Below are 17,511 nucleotides of genomic sequence, written 5' to 3'. Positions count from 1 at the left end.
GGACACTTGATATGTCGATTTTTCTGAACAAAGACAGCAAGGTCATCGTCCAGGGCATCACCGGCGGTGAGGGCACCAAGCACACCGCGCTGATGCTCAAGGCGGGCACGCAGGTCGTCGGCGGCGTCAACGCACGCAAGGCCGGCACCAAGGTGTCTCACAAAGACAAGGACGGAAACGACATCGAGCTGCCGGTGTTCGCATCGGTGGCCGAGGCCATGAAGGAGACCGGCGCCGACGTGTCGATCGCCTTCGTGCCGCCGGCCTTCTCGAAGGACGCCATCATCGAGGCCATCGACGCCGAGATCCCGCTGCTGGTGGTCATCACCGAGGGAATCCCGGTGCAGGACACCGCTTATGCGTGGGCCTACAACGTCGAAAAGGGTCAGAAGACCCGCATCATCGGCCCCAACTGCCCGGGCATCATCACGCCCGGCGAGTCGCTGGTCGGCATCACGCCCAACAACATCACCGGCAAGGGCCCGATCGGCCTGGTGTCGAAGTCGGGCACGCTGACCTACCAGATGATGTACGAGCTGCGCGATTTCGGCTTCTCGACCGCCATCGGCATCGGCGGCGACCCGGTCATCGGCACCACCCACATCGACGCCATCGAGGCGTTCGAGAAGGATCCCGAGACCAAGGTCATCGTGATGATCGGTGAGATCGGTGGCGACGCCGAAGAGCGGGCCGCCGACTACATCAAGGCCAACGTCACCAAGCCGGTCGTCGGCTACGTCGCGGGCTTCACCGCTCCGGAGGGCAAGACCATGGGCCACGCGGGCGCCATCGTGTCGGGCTCGTCGGGCACCGCCGCCGCGAAGAAGGAGGCCCTCGAGGCCGCGGGCGTGAAGGTCGGCAAGACGCCGTCCGAGACCGCGAAGCTGGCGCGCGAGATCCTCGAGGGCTGATTTTCTCCCGCGAGCAGACGCGTAGGCCCCCGCACGCCCGGCGTGTCGGGGGCCTTAGCGTCTGCTCGGCAGTTAGGCGCGCCCGCCCAGGTGCTCGGCGAGGAACCGCTCGACCGCGTGGTACATGTCGATCTGGTTGTCGGGGTTGAGGAATCCGTGGCCCTCGTCTGCCTTGACCAGGTACTCGACCTCGACGCCGCGGTTGCGTAGCGCCTCGACGAGATTGTCGGACTCGGCCTGAACCACGCGAGAATCGTTGGCGCCCTGGATGACCAGCAGCGGGGTACGGATCTGGTCGACCTTCGTGATGGGGGAGCGGGCCAGCATGTCGGCCTCCTGGGCCGGGTCACTCGGATCGCCCACGTACATGTGCCAGTTGGTGGCGAGGAACGGCCGGGCCACGTTGGGCAGCGTGCGCATGAAGTTGGCGAGGCTGGAGATCCCGACGTAGTCGATGGCCGCGGCGAACACGTCCGGCGTGAACGTCACCCCGACCAGCGCCGCGTAGCCGCCGTACGAGCCGCCGAAGATCGCGACCCTGTCGCGATCGGCGTAGCCCTGCTTGACGGCCCAGTCGACGGCGTCGATCAGGTCGTCGTGCATCTTGCCGGCGAATTCCCCGATCGCTGCTTTGGTGAAGGCCTTGCCGTAGCCGGTCGAACCGCGGAAGTTGACCTGCAGCACCGCATATCCGCGATTGGCCAGCAGCTGCACGTCGGGCTGAAAACCCCAGCAGTCGCGCGCCCACGGGCCGCCATGGACCAGCAGCACCAACGGCAGATCGACCGGCTCGACGCCGATCGGCAGCGTCAGGTACGAGTGGAGGTCGAGCCCGTCACGTGAGGTGATGGTCACGGGCGTCATCGGGGCGAGCGCGTCGGCCTCCAGGTGCGGGTAGGGCAGGAACAGCAGCCGGTGATCGCCAGTCGAGTGGTCGTAGAAGTAGGTCGCGCCGGGGGTGCGGTCGTGGGTGAAGTTGACGACCCACCGTTGCCCGCTGTGGTCGGACGAGGTGCCCGCCAGATCGCCGTCGGACAGCTTGGTCAGGTTATCCAGCACCGCAGCGAAATTCGCGTCCAGCGGATGAATGATCTGGCGTTCGCCGTAGTAGCGCGCGCCGATCAGGTCGCCGGTCTGCTGGTCGAGGATCAGCGGCGGCGGCAACACCATCTGGGCGGCAAGGTCGAACGTCGGGTGGCTGTCCACCTCGGTCTCCTCGCCGGTCGCGACATCCAGGCGCGCGAGCCTGATTCGGTCGCTGCCCTGGTTCGAGCCGAGCCAGATGCCGGCGCCGTCGGGCGTGATGGTGACGGGATAGATGCCCAGCGGATAATCGCTGCCGTCGTAGGTCTTGATCGATCGCAAGGCCTGCTTTGCCGAATCCCATTGGGACAGTTCGACATCGCCGTCAGACGTCAGAACCGATGTGAACAACTCGCCGTTCTGGCTGCACATCCAGTTGACGACATTGCCCGGATTCTCGGCGAGCAGCGTGAGTTCACCGCTCGCGATGTCGAGTTCGTATGCGTCGAACAACTCGGGATTGCGCTTGTTGAACTGGACCATGGCCTTGCCGGGACGGCCTTTGAGCAGCGTGAAATCTGCCCGGATACCGGGAAACGGCGTGAGGTCGACGGCCGGATCCCCCGGGGCGTTCAGGTCCACGCGGTAGACATGCCAGTTCTCGTCACCGCCGTTGTCCTGCATGTAGAGCAGCCATCGGGAATCGTGCGTCCAGCGGTAGATGTACACACTGCGCGTGTCGTCGGCCGTCACACACCGCGCGGTCGCGTCGTCGTCGACGTCCTGCACCCAGACGTTGAGCCGGTTCTTCCATGGTGCGAGGTAGGCGATCTTGGTGCCGTCCGGGGAGATCGTCGCACCGGCGCGCACGGGCGGGCTGAAGAAGTCTTCGACACTGATGAGTTCGGGTAGCGCCATGGGAAACCTTTCTCGGACAAGCTTGTTCGCCGGGCCGGCAGGCGCCGGCTCGTGAGGGATATGGGATTTTCAGGGTTTGACGGGACCACCCAGTCGGCCGTTGGTGGCTTCCCGGATCGCCCGGTCCATGAGCGCCAGCGCCTCCTCCTGGCTGACCTTCTTGCCGTCGATGACGATTGCCTTGCTGACGTCTTCGTCGACCACCCGGAAGGCTCCCGTGACCGCGGCCGCGCACAGCCGGACAGTGAGGTCGTCTTCGGGTAGACCCAAACGGTCGGCGATGACCGGGATGAGGCCGAGCTCCATCTGGTCGTGGACCATCAGGTAGGCACTGCGCAGGGCGGGTTCGTCCGCGGTCATGGTGGCGAGTCGCACCGCGCTGAGTTCGTCCTCGATGTCCTGCGGTGACAGCGGAAACGCAATGCTGTCCGCCGCAAGGTGTTCGGACAACGAGAGGTCGTGTGGCCAGCGTCGCGCGCTCGCCAGGAACCGGTCTGCCGACTTGGCCAGCAAGGGTTCGACGCAACTTTCCTTGCTGCGGAAGTAACGCCAGATCGTGCGGGTGGAGAGTCCGGCTGCCTCGGCGATGTCATCACCGCTGGTTCCGGCGACGCCCCGTTCCCAGAACAGGGCGCAGGCAATGCGGGACACGGCCAGCCGCGCCTGCTCCTGCTTCTCGCTGATTGCCCTCACCTCCCGACCTGTCACTTAGTGACAAGTCCAAAGTGTCACTAAGTGACAGCCCTGTCAAGGGCGTCCGTCGCGATACTGCACCACGCGGCGCAGCAGTGGATCGCTCAGGTCGTACCACGTGGCACGACGGTCACCGGTTTCGGCTTTGGTGGCGACCACCCACCGCGCGGCAGCGAGCCGGCCCAGTGCGGCCGACGCGGTCTGATTGGAAACTCCCACGGCGGCAGCGAGATCGGATACCGTGCGCGCGCCGTCGCCGCGTGCCAGCTCGACCACCAGGCGTTGTTCACCGACCGGCAACTGCCAGAGCCGCTGCTGGTAGGACGGTGCCAGCCGGTCTAACAGTGCGGCAGTCACCGGCTCCAACGCCTGCAGTGCCGCTACGTCGGCGACGTCGGCGACGATCTGCCACAGGCGCGGCGAGCCGCAGACCAACTGTTCGATGGTGGCGAGCCGGTCGCGTCCTTCGGGGGAGCGGAGGTAGTCGGCGAGATCGCCGGTCGGCGCGATGATCTGGGCCCCGTCGTCGAGGGTCAGGGCGGGGAGCTCCTCGACGATGAACGATCCGTACCAGGGGTGCGTGCGCGACGCGACTCCCGGGAAGAGGGCTGGCGCGGTCGCGAAAAGCATGACTGCGGTGGATGTTTCGACCCACGCACGCAGGCTGCCCTGACCGGCCTCACCGATGGCCTCGAACACCCGGTCCAGGTTCTCGATCGCCACCAGGATCATTCGGCCGTCGGCCACGTCCAGGATCTCGCGTTCCAACCCGACGACATCGTCGCGCAGTTCCCGAGCCTCGGGCAATCGCGACCGGATGAGCTCGACGAGCAGATCGCCGTAGCTGCCGATCGCGAGACTGTCTTCCGGGAGTAGCAGCGGCAGAATGGCTTTCGACGTATCCCGGTGGGACAGTGCACGGTGCACCACGACGTGCAGCGTGTGCGTCTTGCCGCTGCCGTGCGGGCCGATCAGCAGAGTGTGCGGGCGTGAGCCGTCGCGCGCCGCACCGATGATCCGGTCGGTCAGCCGCGCCAGGAACGCTGCCCGCCCCACGGTGTGCGCGTCGAGGTCGGCCGGATCGACCGCACCCGGGGTGAACAGCGGAATGCTCATGCCGTCATCGCCTCATCGCGAGCCATGCGGCCTGCACCAAACCCGAGGCGAAGCAGTCGTCGTCACCGACCCGGCGCAGATAGTGGTCTTGTTCGAGGCGTTCGATGAACGACACCAGTTGGTCGCGGTCGCGGATCGGCGATCCTTCGGATTGCAGGAGGTGTGCCGCGGCGTCAACGCTCAACGGGCTCGGGGCGTGCGCATAGATGTCGAGCAGGTTGGCGATGGCTGCGGCGTCGTCGCCGTAGTAGTTGCGCAGCCGGTCGCGGTAGTGGCGCAGATCCCACGGGTCGTGCGGATCGATGATGGCAGCGCGTAACAGGGCCGGTATCTGCTCGGGATGAACGGGGCCGGCCTGGGCGGAGGCCGCCACGAGATGCTGGATGTAGTACGGCACGTTCTCCGCCGCGGCCGCGATGGCTTCGGCGACCAGGTGCCGGTCGGTGGTCGCAACCTGTGCGCCGAGCAGCAGGCACTCGGCCAGATAGGTGGCGTGGTCGTGGCGGATGGGCCCGACGGTGACTTTGCGGATGTCGTTCACCGAGCTCAGCGCGTCTTCGGAAACATGGTGAAAGCCAATCGATCCCGAGAGCACCGTGGCGAGCCTGCCGGTGTTGTCCTGCCGGAAGCGTCGTAGCAGATGCAGGAATGCGTCGCCGCCACCGGGCTTCTCGCGCTCCAGGTTGCGTGCGAGCACGGTGACCTCGTCGATGAACAGCACCAGCGGCCCGTGGTCGGCGCGGGCCACGGCACGCTGCAAGAGGTCGTCGAGCGCGGCCTCTGCATGCGTGCGTTCGAAGCGGATCGGTCCCGTGACGAACGCGACCTTCCACCGTTCGACCTCTTTGCGCAGCGCGTTGTCGATGCGGCCGAGCTCACCGGCCAGCGCTGTGACGAACTCGGCGTAGGTCTGGCGTTCGGCGCTGACCGAAACCACCGTCAGGCCCTGCCTGCGAGCGGTGTGGGCGACCAGGCGCGCCAGTGACGTCTTGCCGTGGCGCCGGTCGCCGACCAACGCCGCACCGCCATCGGGCAGGCTCGCGAGGATCTCCTGTTCCTCTCGGACCCGGCCGACGACATTGGCGGGGGGCACGATTCCGCCCACGACCAGGGACATCGGACGGAGTGGCCAACTCATGGAAAAAGTCTACGCCTGGCCTGATGTACGTCAAAAATGATGTACGTCAGATTTTTGGAATAATGTCAAAACAGGTGAGGGGTCACGTCGAGCACGCTCACAACATCCATTAGCCTGGCGAATTAACACGTGTCAGGAGGTTGTTCATGGTCGATGCGCGCACTCCCGTCATCGTCGGCGTCGGGCAGTTCACCGAACGGATCGACGTGCCGGGCTACGTGGGGATGTCGGCCGTGGCACTCGCGACCGAGGCGGCCCGCGCGGCACTCAAGGACACCGGTGCCGACGTCGCGTCGGTCGCGCAGAGCATCGACACGATCGCCGGTGTGCGGCAGTTCGAGATCTCCGGACGCACCCCGGCGCCGTTGGGCAAGTCGAACAACTATCCGCGCTCGGTGGCGCGCCGGATCGGTGCCGACCCGGCGCGCGCCGTGCTCGAGGTGATCGGCGGACAGAGCCCGCAGCACCTGGTCACCGAGTTCGCCGGAGCCATCGCGGCGGGCACCGCCGAGGTCGTCATGGTGATGGGTTCGGAGAACACGTCGAGCCTGCGCCACTTCGCCGACAGGGCCGACGCACCTGACCACTCCGAGACCGTCGACGGTCAGTTGGAGGACCGCGGATACGGGTACGACGGCATCTTCGACGAGTACACGATCCGCCATGGCTTGATCGGAGCCCCGGTGCAATACGGGCTCTTGGAGAACGCCCGCCGGGCCCGGCTCGGGCTTTCGGTCGCCGATTACCGGGCGAAGATGGCCGAGTTGTTCGCGCCGTTCTCGAAAGTCGCTGCCAAGAACCCGTATTCGTCGGCCCCCGTGGAGCGTTCGGTGTCCGAGCTGGCCACGGTCACCGCGAGCAACCGCATGATCTGCGATCCGTACCCACGCATGATGGTGGCCCGAGACCAGGTCAACCAGGGGGCGGCCGCGGTGCTGATGTCGGTGGCGGCTGCCCGGCGGCTCGGCGTGCCCGAGGAGAAATGGGTCTACCTGCGTGGGCACGCCGACATGAAGGAGCAGAAGCTGCTGGAGCGGGCCGACATCGGGGCCAGCCGGGCCTCGGTGATGGCGGTCGACGAGGCGCTGCGCGTCGCGGGCATCGGACTTGCCGACGTCGCGGCGTTCGATCTGTACAGCTGCTTCCCGTTTCCCGTGTTCAACATCTGTGACGGGACCGGCCTCGCGCCCGACGACGAGCGCGGCCTGACGCTGACCGGCGGCCTGCCGTTCTTCGGCGGCCCGGGCAACAACTACTCGTTGCACGGCATCGCCGAAGCGGTTAACGAAATGCGCGACAGGCCAGGCCAATTTGCGCTGGTCGGCGCCAACGGCGGCATCGCGAGCAAGTACTCGGTCGGGATCTACTCGACCACACCCGCCGACTGGGCGGCCGACAACAGCGCCGCGCTGCTCGATGACGTGGCGGCCTTGCCGAAGGTGCCGGTCACCGAACATGCCGACGGCACAGCCGTCGTCGAGACCTACACCGTGCGCTACGACTGGCCGGTGCGCACGGGAATCATCATCGGCCGCTTGGACTCCGACGGCAGCCGGTTCCTGGCCACGACCACCGACGAGGCATTGGTCGCGTTGATGTCCGACGGCGATCCGCTCGGCGCGGCCATCGCGGTGAGCTCGGGGGAGCAGGGCAACCGCGCAACGCTGGCCTAGTTGCCGGACATTCCCGCGGTCCGGACTTTAGTCTGGCCTCATGACCCCGGGTTTCGATCTGACGCCGCGACCGCCGCAGAAATCGAGTCGGGTCGTGCTGCTGGCCTCGGCGGCAGTGGTGGTCGTGGTGGTCATCGCCGCGCTGGTGGTGTGGGCCGTCAATCCGGGTACGGTCGAAGGCAAAGCGGTGATGCCTGCGGGCAGTGCCGCGTTCGTGGACGGCGACGACCTGGAGCCACTGCTCGTCAGCCCCGACGAGGTGTCGAAGATCGTCGGCGTGCCGAACATGGTGACGATCTCGTCGTGGATGAAGCCGGACACCAACGACGAGGCCGCCACGCCCGAAGAATGCGTCGGAGCGCTCTACACGGGCATGGATTCGGTCTACGCGGACAACGGCTACGCGTCGATCTTCCAGACCCGCACCGGCCCCAACAAGAGCAATTCGGCGGCCACCCCGGCGGTCGATCAGACCGTCGCCGCTTTCGATACCGCGCAGGAGGCGCAGAAGGCGTTGACGGATTATCTCCGGCTCATCGAGGGCTGCGCCGGAAAAGACCTGACCTTCACCAAGATTCAGGTCACCTGGCACCTGGGCTCTCCCGAGCAGACCGATGACGGCATCACCGTCGCGAGCAGCAGGCTCCGCGAAGGCACGCTGTTCCTCGACCGCTCGGTGACGGCCAAGGGCAACGTGCTCGTCGAGGTCCAGATTCAGGACAACAAGAGCCACAAGGACGACGTGCTGGCCATCACGCGCGACATCCTTCAGAACATCGGGAGTTGACTCAGCGCAGTCAGACCAGGGCGGCGAGCTTGCCCGCCAAGCGCTCCACGTAACCGGCGACCTCGTCCTCCGCGCGGTCGGGCAGGCCGAACAGCACCTCGGTGACGCCCAGTTCGCGCCAGTGCGCGAGCTTCTCGGGGTCGGGCTTGAAGTCCAGCGCCACGATCTGCGGTGCGCCTGCACGCCCCGCGGCCGCCCAGGTGTCCTGCAGCAGCTTCACGGGCTCGTCGATGTCGAAGTCGCGCGGCGTGGTGATCCAGCCGTCGGCCGACTTCGCGATCCACTTGAAGTTCTTCTCGGTGCCCGCCGCGCCCACGAGCACGGGGATGTGTGGCTGCACGGGCTTGGGCCACGCCCACGACGGCCCGAAGTTCACGAATTCGCCCTCGTAGGAGGCTTCTTCCTCGGTCCACAGTGCCCGCATGGCTTCGAGGTATTCGCGCAGCATCGTGCGGCGCCTGGCCGGCGGAACGTTGTGGTCGGCGAGTTCGTCGGTGTTCCAACCGAATCCGACACCGAGGCTGACCCGGCCGCCGGACAGGTGATCGAGCGTCGCGATGGATTTGGCCAGCGTGATCGGGTCATGTTCGACGGGCAGCGCGACGGCTGTCGACAACCGCACGCGCGATGTCACCGCGCACGCGGTGCCCAGCGACACCCACGGATCCAGCGTGCGCATGTAGCGGTCGTCGGGCAGGGATTCGTCACCCGTGGTGGGGTGGGCGGCTTCGCGCTTGACCGGGATGTGCGTGTGTTCGGGCACGTAGAAGGTGGTGAAGCCATGGTCGTCGGCGAGCTTGGCGGCTTTGGCCGGGGCGATGCCGCGGTCACTGGTGAAGAGAACGAGCCCGTAATCCATGACCAGAATTAGAACGTGTTTCAGTCTCGGTAGCAAGACTGGGGGTCTCGTTTCACGGGCGCGAGCAGAGCCGCGCGCACAAAAGTTCAGCGCGAGTGTTACCCGTGACCCGCCGCGACGGCTTTGCTGGGATCGCTGGCATGACGACCGAACGCATCGCCGACCACGTCAAATTCGCCTACTGGGTGCCCAACGTCAGCGGCGGCCTGGTCACCAGCGACATCGAGCAGCGCACCGACTGGAACTACGACTACAACAAGAAGCTCGCGCAGACCGCCGAGAACAACGGCTTCGAATACGCGCTCAGCCAGGTCCGCTACGAGGCCAGCTACGGCGCCGAATACCAGCACGAGTCGACGAGCTTCAGCCTCGCCTTGTTGCTGGCCACCGAGAGGCTCAAGGTCATCGCCGCGGTGCACCCTGGCCTGTGGCAGCCGGCGGTGCTGGCCAAGCTGGGCGCGACGGCCGATCACCTCAGCAACGGCCGGTTCGCGGTCAACGTCGTGAGCGGCTGGTTCAAGGACGAGTTCACGCATCTGGGCGAGCCCTGGCTCGAACACGACGAGCGGTACCGGCGCAGCGCCGAATTCCTTCAGGTGCTGCGCAAGATCTGGACCGAGGACGACGTGGACTTCCGCGGTGACTTCTACCGGATCCACGACTTCACGCTCAAGCCCAAGCCGCTCAACACGCCCGAGCGCCCCAACCCGGAATTGTTCCAGGGCGGCAACTCGACGGCGGCCCGGCGCAACGGCGGTTACTACGCGGACTGGTACTTCTCCAACGGCAAGGATTTCGACGGCCTCACCGAACAGGTGGTCGAGGTGCGTGACCATGCCCGTGACGCCGATCGTGAGGTGAAGTTCGGCCTCAACGGCTTCATCATCGCGAGGGACACAGAGAAAGAGGCGAAGGAAACGCTTCGCGAGATCATCGCCAAGGCCAACAAGCCGGCCGTCGAGGGCTTCCGCAGCGCGGTGCAGCAGGCGGGCAACTCCACGGGTGACAAGAAGGGTATGTGGGCCGATTCCAGCTTCGAGGATTTGGTGCAGTACAACGACGGTTTCCGTACGCAGCTCATCGGCACGCCCGAGCAGATCGCGGAACGCATTGCGGCGTACCGCAAACGCGGTGCGGATCTGATCCTCGGAGGGTTCCTGCACTTCCAGGAGGAAATCGAGTACTTCGGCGCCAAGGTGCTGCCGCTGGTCCGCGAAATCGAGGCGTCCGAACAGAATTCGGCCGACGAACCCGTACTGGTATCAGCTTGAGACCTGCCTGACACACAGCGTGTGTGCCTGGCACACATGTGGGTGCGCTAGCGTGGAACCTCGAATCGCTCAGGTGGTCCGTATTCATGCCTGCGTGACACACGACGCGACGCTCGATCAGCACAGGAGAGGTCATGACCTACCCGCCGAATAGTCCCGGATACCCGCCCGCCCCGCAGTACGGCCAACCCCAGCAGACCAACAAGCCCGCCGCCACGGCCGCCGGTGAGAACAAGCTGCCGACGTATCTGCTTGCGGGTGTCGCCGTGCTCGGCGTGCTGGCTTACCTGCTCAGCTACGCCGGCCTGATCAAGGACACCGACGGTTTCGCGGTGGTCGGCAGCGGCGCGGGCACCGACGTCCAGGCCGCCCTGCTGGCCGGTCTGCTGGCCGGCGTGGGCCTGCTGCCCAAGCAGAAGAAGTTCACCGCGGTCGTCGCGGCCGTCGCCACTTTCGCGCTGCTGCTCGCCATCAGCGGCGTGGTCGGTGCGTTCGACCTGGTGTCGTGGGCCTACTGGCTCGTGCTCGTGCTGATCCTGCTGCAGGCCGGTGCCGCGATCGCCGCGCTGTTGTTCGACGCCGGTGTGCTGACACCGCCCGCACCGAAGCCCGTGTTCGAACCGCAGGCGCCGCAGTACGGCCAGTACGGCGGACCGTCGCAGTACTACGGCCAGCAGAGCCAGCCGCAGCACGGCGGTCAGCCCTACCAGCAGGCGCCGTCGCCGCAGCAGCGTCCCGGTTACCCGTCGCAGTATGGCAATTACCCGGGTGGCTCGAACACCGGCGGTTTCCCCGTCAGCTCCCAGGGCGGTCCGCAGGGCGGCCAGCACAGCGGCTCGCAGGGCGGTCAGCAGTCGGGCCCGCCGACGCCTCCCACCGGTTTCCCGGCCTTCGGCCAGCCGCAGCAGCAATCGCAGCAGCCGTCGAGTTCGAACGCCAACGATCAGACCACTGTGGTGCCGACACAGCAGCCCTCGCAGCAGTCGTCTTCACAGCAATCTGGCCCCTCACAGTCGTAAGCTGATCCGCGCGTGCGCAGCCTGCGCACGCGCGGAAAGGTATGAGGAGCGGCTGAGCTAGTGGCGAATCCCCCGCAAGCGGGAGGTACCCCCAGACCAGTCGGCCCGCGCCAGGCGCGTGAGCTACTCCGGGTGGCCTTCGGACCGTCTGTTGTGGCGTTGGTGATCATCGCCGCGGTGACGTTGTTGCAGCTGCTGATCGCCAACAGCGACATGACGGGCGCGTTCGGTGCGATCGCGAGCATGTGGCTCGGGGTCCATCAGGTGCCGGTTTCGATCGGTGGCCGTGAACTCGGGGTGATGCCCCTGCTGCCGGTGCTGCTGATGGTGTGGGGCACGGCCCGTACGACCGCGGCAGCGACGGCGGCCAACTCGTCATGGTTCGTCACGCGCTGGATCGTGGCGTCCGCGCTGGGCGGACCGCTGCTGATCGCGGCGATCATGCTCGCGGTCATCCACGACGCCGCCTCGGTGATCACCGAATTGCAGACACCCAGCGCGCTGCGCGCATTCGGCGGGGTGCTGGCCGTGCACGCGATCGGCGCTGCGGTGGGCGTGGCGTCGCGGGTGGGCCGCCGGACCTTGGCGGCGTCACCGTTGCCGAACTGGCTGCCCGACGCGTTCCGTGCGGCCACGGCGGGTGTGCTGGCGTTGTTCGGGCTCTCCGGTGCCGCGACGGCCGTGTCGCTGGTGGTGCATTGGGGCACGATGCACGACCTGTACGCCATCACCGACACGCTGTTCGGCCAGCTCAGCCTCACCCTGCTCTCGATCCTCTACATCCCGAACGTGATCGTCGGAACCTCGGCCATCGCCGTCGGCTCCAGCGCGCATGTGGGGTTGGCCACGTTCAGTTCGTTCACGGTGTTCGGTGGCGACATCCCGGCCGTGCCGGTGCTGGCGGCCGTGCCGTCGCCGCCGCTGGGCCCGGTGTGGGTCGCGTTGCTGATCATCGGCGCCGCAGCCGGGGTGGCCGTCGGGCAGCAGTGTGCGCGGCATCCGCTGCCGGCGCTGTCCGCACTGGCCAAACTGGCCGTCGCCGCTGCGGTCGCTGCGGTCACGATGGCGGTGCTCGGCTACGCCGGTGGCGGCAGGCTCGGCAACTTCGGCGACGTCGGGGTGGACCAGGCGACGTTCGGGCCGGGGGTGTTCCTGTGGTTCGCCGGCATCGGTGGGCTGACGGTCGCGATGTCGGGCGGCATCGCGCGGCGTCCAGCGCGGGTTCGCCCGGCGCCCGAACCCGAACCCGAACCAGAACCTCAGCCCGACGAGGCCGACGAGCCCGACGACGAGGCACCGGCAGCGGAGGTCTTCGCGGACGAACAACCCGGCGAGGAACCGCTCGACGTCGAGTTCGACGAGGTGGTCGAGGACGAGCCGGAGTATGTGACCGGCGAGCCGATCGTGTCCTGGCACGCCGACGAACCGGAACCCGACAGTTCGCCCGTCGGTCGGCCGCTCGATCTCGACGACGACCCCGAGGAGCATTTCATCGTCGACCAGGACGTGACGGGCGACAAGCCGCGTGACGGCGGCCAGTAGGTGCCGACTAGGCTGCTGCGCGTGCAGCAACCGCTACGTGTACCCCCGAGTGCACCGGCACGGCTGGTAGTGCTGGCTTCGGGTACCGGATCGTTGCTCGCGTCGCTATTGGCCGCGGCCGTCGACGATTACCCGGCCCGGGTCGTGGCCGTCGGCACCGACCGTACGTGCGCGGCGCTCGACATCGCAGCGGCGGCCGGAGTGCCCACCTACACCACCCGGCTCGGGGACCACCCCGACCGGGCAGCGTGGGACACGGCGATCACCGAGGCCACCGCCGAACACGAGCCGGATCTGGTGGTGTCGGCGGGCTTCATGAAGATCCTTGGACCGGAGTTCCTTTCCCGCTTCCCGGGCCGCGTCGTCAACACCCACCCGGCACTGCTGCCCGCGTTTCCGGGCGCGCATGCCGTGCCCGACGCGATGGCCTACGGCGTCCGCGTGACGGGATGCACGGTGCATCTGGTCGATGCCGGGATGGACACCGGGCCGATCCTCGCGCAACAGCCTGTCGAGATCCGCGACGAGGACACCGAAGAGACTTTGCACGAGCGCATCAAAGTCGTCGAACGACGGCTGCTGGTGGACGTGCTGGCCGCGCTGGCAACCCGCGGCGTGACCTGGACCGGACGAAAGGCGACCATAGGATGAGCGACAAGAAGCAGATCCGGCGGGCGTTGATCAGTGTGTATGACAAGACCGGCCTCGCTGATCTGGCCCGCGGCCTGCACGAGGCGGGCGTCGCCATCGTCTCCACCGGGTCAACCGCCAAAACCATTGCCGCCAGCGGTGTTCCGGTGACACCGGTCGAAGATGTCACGGGTTTCCCTGAGGTGCTCGACGGCCGGGTCAAGACGCTGCACCCACGCGTGCACGCCGGGCTGCTGGCCGACACCCGCAAGCCCGAGCACGTGGCGGCGCTCACCGAGCTCGGCGTCGAGGCGTTCGAGCTCGTGGTGGTGAACCTCTACCCGTTCTCCGAGACCGTGGAATCCGGTGCCTCGGTGGACGAATGCGTCGAACAGATCGACATCGGCGGCCCGTCGATGGTACGTGCTGCGGCCAAGAACCATCCCAGCGTCGCCGTGGTGGTCGACCCGTTGGGCTACGACGGCGTGCTCGCGGCCGTGCGGGCCGGTGGTTTCACGCTCGACGAGCGAAAGAAGCTGGCGTCGTTGGCATTCCGCCACACCGCTGAGTACGACGTCGCAGTGGCCGGCTGGATGGGGTCGACCTTGGCCCCTGAACAGCCCGAGCAGCCGCTGCCTGCCTGGTTCGCGGGCACCTGGCACCGCAACGCGGTCTTGCGCTACGGCGAGAACCCGCATCAGCAGGCCGCGGTGTACCGCGACGACTCCGCGTGGCCGGGCCTGGCGCAGGCTGAGCAGCTGCACGGAAAAGAGATGTCGTACAACAACTACACCGATGCCGACGCCGCCTGGCGCGCCGCGTTCGACCACGAAGAGATCTGCGTGGCGATCATCAAGCACGCCAATCCGTGCGGCATCGCGGTCTCGTCGGTGTCGGTGGCCGATGCCCACCGCAAGGCGCACGAGTGTGATCCGCTGAGCGCCTTCGGCGGTGTGATCGCGTCCAACACCGAGGTCAGTGTCGAGATGGCCGAGACCGTGGCCGACATCTTCACCGAGGTGATCATCGCGCCGGCGTACGAGCCGGGCGCCGTGGAAGTGCTTGCGCGCAAGAAGAACATCCGCATCCTCGTCGCGTCGGAGCCGTTGGTCGGCGGCGTCGAGATGCGCCAGATCAGCGGTGGACTGCTGCTACAGCAGCGTGATGCGCTCGACGCCGCGGGTGACGATCCGAACAACTGGACGCTGGCCACCGGATCGCCCGCCGACGAGCAGACCCTGGCCGATCTGGCTTTCGCGTGGCGCGCCTGCCGGGCCGTGAAGTCCAACGCGATCGTGGTGGCCAAGGACGGCGCGACGGTCGGTGTGGGCATGGGCCAGGTGAACCGGGTCGACGCCGCGGGGCTCGCGGTGCAGCGGGCAGGTGACCGCGTGGTGGGCGCGGTGGCGGCCTCCGATGCGTTCTTCCCGTTCCCCGACGGGTTGGAGACGCTCACCGCGGCGGGCGTCAAGGCGATCGTGCACCCGGGCGGCTCGATGCGCGACGCCGAGGTCACCGCGGCCGCCGAAGCCGCCGGGATCAGCCTGTACCTCACGGGCGCACGACATTTCGCACACTAGAATCGGCGATCATGAGGACCGCGTCGAAGTGCGCCGCAGTGCTGCTGGCCTCGGCGGTGCTGCTCACCTCGGCGTGCACGCGCTACGCCGACGACGCGACCGCGACGGCCGGGCCGGAGTTGTTGGCGGCGGCCAAGTCCGGTGAGCTGAAGTGCCACCCGGTCGACGTGCCGCTCGTGGAGATCGAACGGGTCGACGACGACGAGCCGACGCTCAAGATCCCGACCCCGCCGGGCTGGAACCGCGTGACGGGCAAGGACACCGACCTGCTCCGGTACACCATGGTCAACCGGGATCTGTCCACCTTCGACTTCGCGCCCACCGCGGTGGCCGCGTTGGAAAGCGTGCCCGACGCGATGGAAGCCGACGCGGTATTCGCTGCGCAACGCAAGTCGATCGTGGGTCTCGGCGTGCCCGAGTCCGCCATGGACATCACCGACCATGAGCTGTGCGGGCTGCCGGCGCAGACCGTGCGCTATCAGGTGCCGGAGATGAACGGTCTGCGTCCACACCCGGCCACCGCGTTGTTCGTGGCGTATCAGACGGAGCTGCGTACCTACTGCGCGGGTCTGACCATCCAGACCACCGCGCCGGACAACCTGACCTACAAGCGCGACGCGGAGACCATCCTCACCGGGTTCCAGGTGCTGCCTTCGCCGCACGCCTGAGCATTCGACACATCCGTCACAGCTGTCACCGCGGGGGTCGGGGTGTCGGTCTGCCCGGCTGTTAGCGACAAAGTCGCGGAACGCGCCTCGTGGGCCACTCGAACCGCATGCGGCGCACACGAAACATCCCACCAGCCCGACCAGCCTCGGAAGTCGTGCTGTTGCTCATGTGTCCCGTGCCTGGCTGTCCGCGACTTTGTCGCGCTAAAGCGGGCAGTCCTATTGCCTCATGTCAATATGTCCGCGGGGGGATTCGTTGCCTCATTTGGAAAGTGCCCGGCTGGGTTCGTTGCCTCAGATGAGGGTGTCCGGGTTTTAGGCGCTGGGGGTGGAAATATTCGTTGCCTCACCTGTCGGTGTCCGGCCGAGGCGGGCGATCAGCCGCGGACCGGCTTTGCTGGTGGTCAGGGTGAGTAACTCGCCGCACAGGGCCTGAATGTGGCGTTGCAGGGCGGCGGGGTTGAGCTCGGCGTAGATCTCGGCGAGGTGTTTGACTTCCTCGGCGGTGACTGTCGCATCCCGCTGGGCACGCCGGTACGGGGTGGTGGCCTCGTCGTATTTCTTGGTCACCTTCGACCCCCTGCGGACCTTGGACTCGAGTTTCTGTTGCGGGTAGAAGTAGTTGGCCAGCGAGGACTGCAGCACCCAGATCTTGTTGAGCAGCACCAGTTCTGCGGCGGTGTCGTAGCGGTGATAACCCACCATTTTGCGCACCGCTGACCAGTTCTTCTGCTCCACGTGACAGCCATCGTTCTTGTGGCCCACCCGCGACCGAGTGAACGTGATGTGACGCTTACGGCACCACTCCAACAGGTGGAAGTTGATGAATTCCGAGCCGTTGTCCGAATCGACCCCGCGGATCGGAAACGGCATCACCGCCGCGATCTCATTGAGCGCCGCCATCACCCGCTTTTCGCCTTTGCCCAACACGGTGCGATTCTCGGTCCACCCGGTGGCGATATCGGTGACCGTCAATGTCCAGCCATGCACCCCGGCGGGATTACCGCCGTCATTGCTGACCAGGTCGATCTCGACGAACCCCGGCACCGCATCATCCCAGGCCGCCCACGCGCACCGAGATCTGACTTTTCAGCAGGGTGCCCGGCTTGGTGCCAGAACGGCCCTTGAGCTGGTGTTTCTTGCGCTCGGCGGCCAATCGACGATCGATGGTGGCCGCCGACATCCCCACCAGCATCCCCGCCGTCGCGTCGTCGATGACCAGTTCTCCGCAGCGGCGCAGCACCACCACCAACTCGCCCAACATCGGCGCCACCCGCTTACCCGCCGCCATCCCCAACACTTCCCAGCAAAACACCAGTGCCTCAAGAACATCCGGCCCATACGTGGGTGGCCGCGACCGGCGAGCCCGCACCGCACGCGGACGCAGGGCCCCGCGCAACGCCCGGCGGGCATGATCACGATGCCACCCCGTCGTCGCACACAACTCATCAAGAATCCGAGACTTCTCAACCCGACCGGCCTGCACATACCGCACCGCGATCGCCCTGGTCACCGCCCTGCGCTCCGTCAACGTCAACCCCATCCCTCGGCGCTAACCCAATCCCTAACCCCACACCCCACCGACACGCCGGGCTCACCCGGGCATTTTCAAATGAGGCAACGAATCAGCGAAACGGACATATTTGATGAGTCAACGCGCAGTTAGATTTCTGAGGCTGGAGT

Annotated in this window: 14 protein-coding genes and 1 pseudogene; 9 read left to right on the top strand and 6 right to left on the bottom strand. The window is 66.7% G+C overall.

The features are described from left to right. Window positions 1-11: 11 nt before the first annotated feature. Window positions 12-911, top strand: a complete 900-nt coding sequence (gene sucD / locus G6N67_RS04400; protein WP_036433979.1) for a succinate--CoA ligase subunit alpha — start codon at window positions 12-14, stop codon at window positions 909-911. A gap of 72 nt (window positions 912-983) precedes the next feature. On the opposite strand, the gene G6N67_RS04395 is transcribed toward sucD, so the two are convergent. The 4 genes from G6N67_RS04395 to G6N67_RS04380 form a co-directional block, all read right to left on the bottom strand. Next, complete coding sequence (locus tag G6N67_RS04395) at window positions 984-2,852, bottom strand: S9 family peptidase (RefSeq protein ID WP_036433980.1); 1,869 nt, start codon at window positions 2,850-2,852, stop codon at window positions 984-986. Between the two features lie 69 nt (window positions 2,853-2,921). Continuing rightward, window positions 2,922-3,536: a TetR/AcrR family transcriptional regulator gene (locus G6N67_RS04390; protein WP_179976844.1), complete on the bottom strand. Its 615-nt coding sequence runs from the start codon at window positions 3,534-3,536 to the stop codon at window positions 2,922-2,924. Between the two features lie 63 nt (window positions 3,537-3,599). Next, window positions 3,600-4,661, bottom strand: coding sequence for an ATP-binding protein (locus tag G6N67_RS04385; RefSeq protein ID WP_036433982.1), 1,062 nt, complete (start codon window positions 4,659-4,661; stop codon window positions 3,600-3,602). A 4-nt stretch (window positions 4,662-4,665) separates the two neighbouring features. After that, the gene (locus G6N67_RS04380; protein ID WP_036433984.1) at window positions 4,666-5,778 is read right to left on the bottom strand and encodes an ATP-binding protein; all 1,113 of its coding nucleotides are present in this window, start codon (window positions 5,776-5,778) and stop codon (window positions 4,666-4,668) included. Between the two features lie 167 nt (window positions 5,779-5,945). On the opposite strand from G6N67_RS04380, the gene G6N67_RS04375 reads away from it, so the two are divergent. Both G6N67_RS04375 and G6N67_RS04370 read left to right on the top strand, forming a co-directional pair. Beyond that, complete coding sequence (locus G6N67_RS04375) at window positions 5,946-7,472, top strand: acetyl-CoA acetyltransferase (protein ID WP_036433986.1); 1,527 nt, start codon at window positions 5,946-5,948, stop codon at window positions 7,470-7,472. 40 nt (window positions 7,473-7,512) lie between these two features. Then, a complete protein-coding gene (locus G6N67_RS04370) occupies window positions 7,513-8,259 on the top strand; it encodes a sensor domain-containing protein (protein WP_036433988.1) in 747 nt (248 codons plus the stop codon). Between the two features lie 10 nt (window positions 8,260-8,269). Here the strand turns inward: G6N67_RS04370 and G6N67_RS04365 are convergent, their stop codons facing one another. Further along, a complete protein-coding gene (locus G6N67_RS04365) occupies window positions 8,270-9,118 on the bottom strand; it encodes an LLM class F420-dependent oxidoreductase (RefSeq protein WP_036433990.1) in 849 nt (282 codons plus the stop codon). Between the two features lie 140 nt (window positions 9,119-9,258). Between G6N67_RS04365 and sfnG the strand changes: the two genes are divergently transcribed. The 6 genes from sfnG to G6N67_RS04335 all read left to right on the top strand — a co-directional run bounded on the left by sfnG (window position 9,259) and on the right by G6N67_RS04335 (window position 15,828). Continuing rightward, the gene (sfnG, locus tag G6N67_RS04360) at window positions 9,259-10,389 is read left to right on the top strand and encodes a dimethylsulfone monooxygenase SfnG (RefSeq protein ID WP_036433992.1); all 1,131 of its coding nucleotides are present in this window, start codon (window positions 9,259-9,261) and stop codon (window positions 10,387-10,389) included. Between the two features lie 134 nt (window positions 10,390-10,523). Then, window positions 10,524-11,408 (top strand): DUF5336 domain-containing protein, encoded by an 885-nt coding sequence (locus G6N67_RS04355; protein ID WP_073907460.1) that lies wholly within the window; start codon window positions 10,524-10,526, stop codon window positions 11,406-11,408. Window positions 11,409-11,468: 60 nt separating this feature from the next. Beyond that, window positions 11,469-12,950 (top strand): cell division protein PerM, encoded by a 1,482-nt coding sequence (locus tag G6N67_RS04350; protein WP_036433996.1) that lies wholly within the window; start codon window positions 11,469-11,471, stop codon window positions 12,948-12,950. Window positions 12,951-12,971: 21 nt separating this feature from the next. Further along, complete coding sequence (gene purN / locus G6N67_RS04345) at window positions 12,972-13,601, top strand: phosphoribosylglycinamide formyltransferase (protein ID WP_036433998.1); 630 nt, start codon at window positions 12,972-12,974, stop codon at window positions 13,599-13,601. After that, entirely contained in the window at window positions 13,598-15,160 is a 1,563-nt protein-coding gene (gene purH / locus G6N67_RS04340) for a bifunctional phosphoribosylaminoimidazolecarboxamide formyltransferase/IMP cyclohydrolase (protein ID WP_036434000.1), read from the top strand. Before purN ends, purH begins: the two co-directional genes overlap by 4 nt. 11 nt (window positions 15,161-15,171) lie before the next feature. Beyond that, the gene (locus G6N67_RS04335; RefSeq protein WP_036434002.1) at window positions 15,172-15,828 is read left to right on the top strand and encodes an LpqN/LpqT family lipoprotein; all 657 of its coding nucleotides are present in this window, start codon (window positions 15,172-15,174) and stop codon (window positions 15,826-15,828) included. Window positions 15,829-16,143: 315 nt separating this feature from the next. Here the strand turns inward: G6N67_RS04335 and G6N67_RS04330 are convergent. Then, window positions 16,144-17,371, bottom strand: a pseudogene (locus G6N67_RS04330) (integrase catalytic domain-containing protein). Between the last annotated feature and the right edge of the window lie 140 nt (window positions 17,372-17,511).

The organism is Mycolicibacterium mageritense, from assembly GCF_010727475.1.
Taxonomy (GTDB): domain Bacteria; phylum Actinomycetota; class Actinomycetes; order Mycobacteriales; family Mycobacteriaceae; genus Mycobacterium; species Mycobacterium mageritense.
Note: the sequence above shows the minus strand (reverse complement) of the source record. Positions and strands in the feature narration are given on the sequence as shown.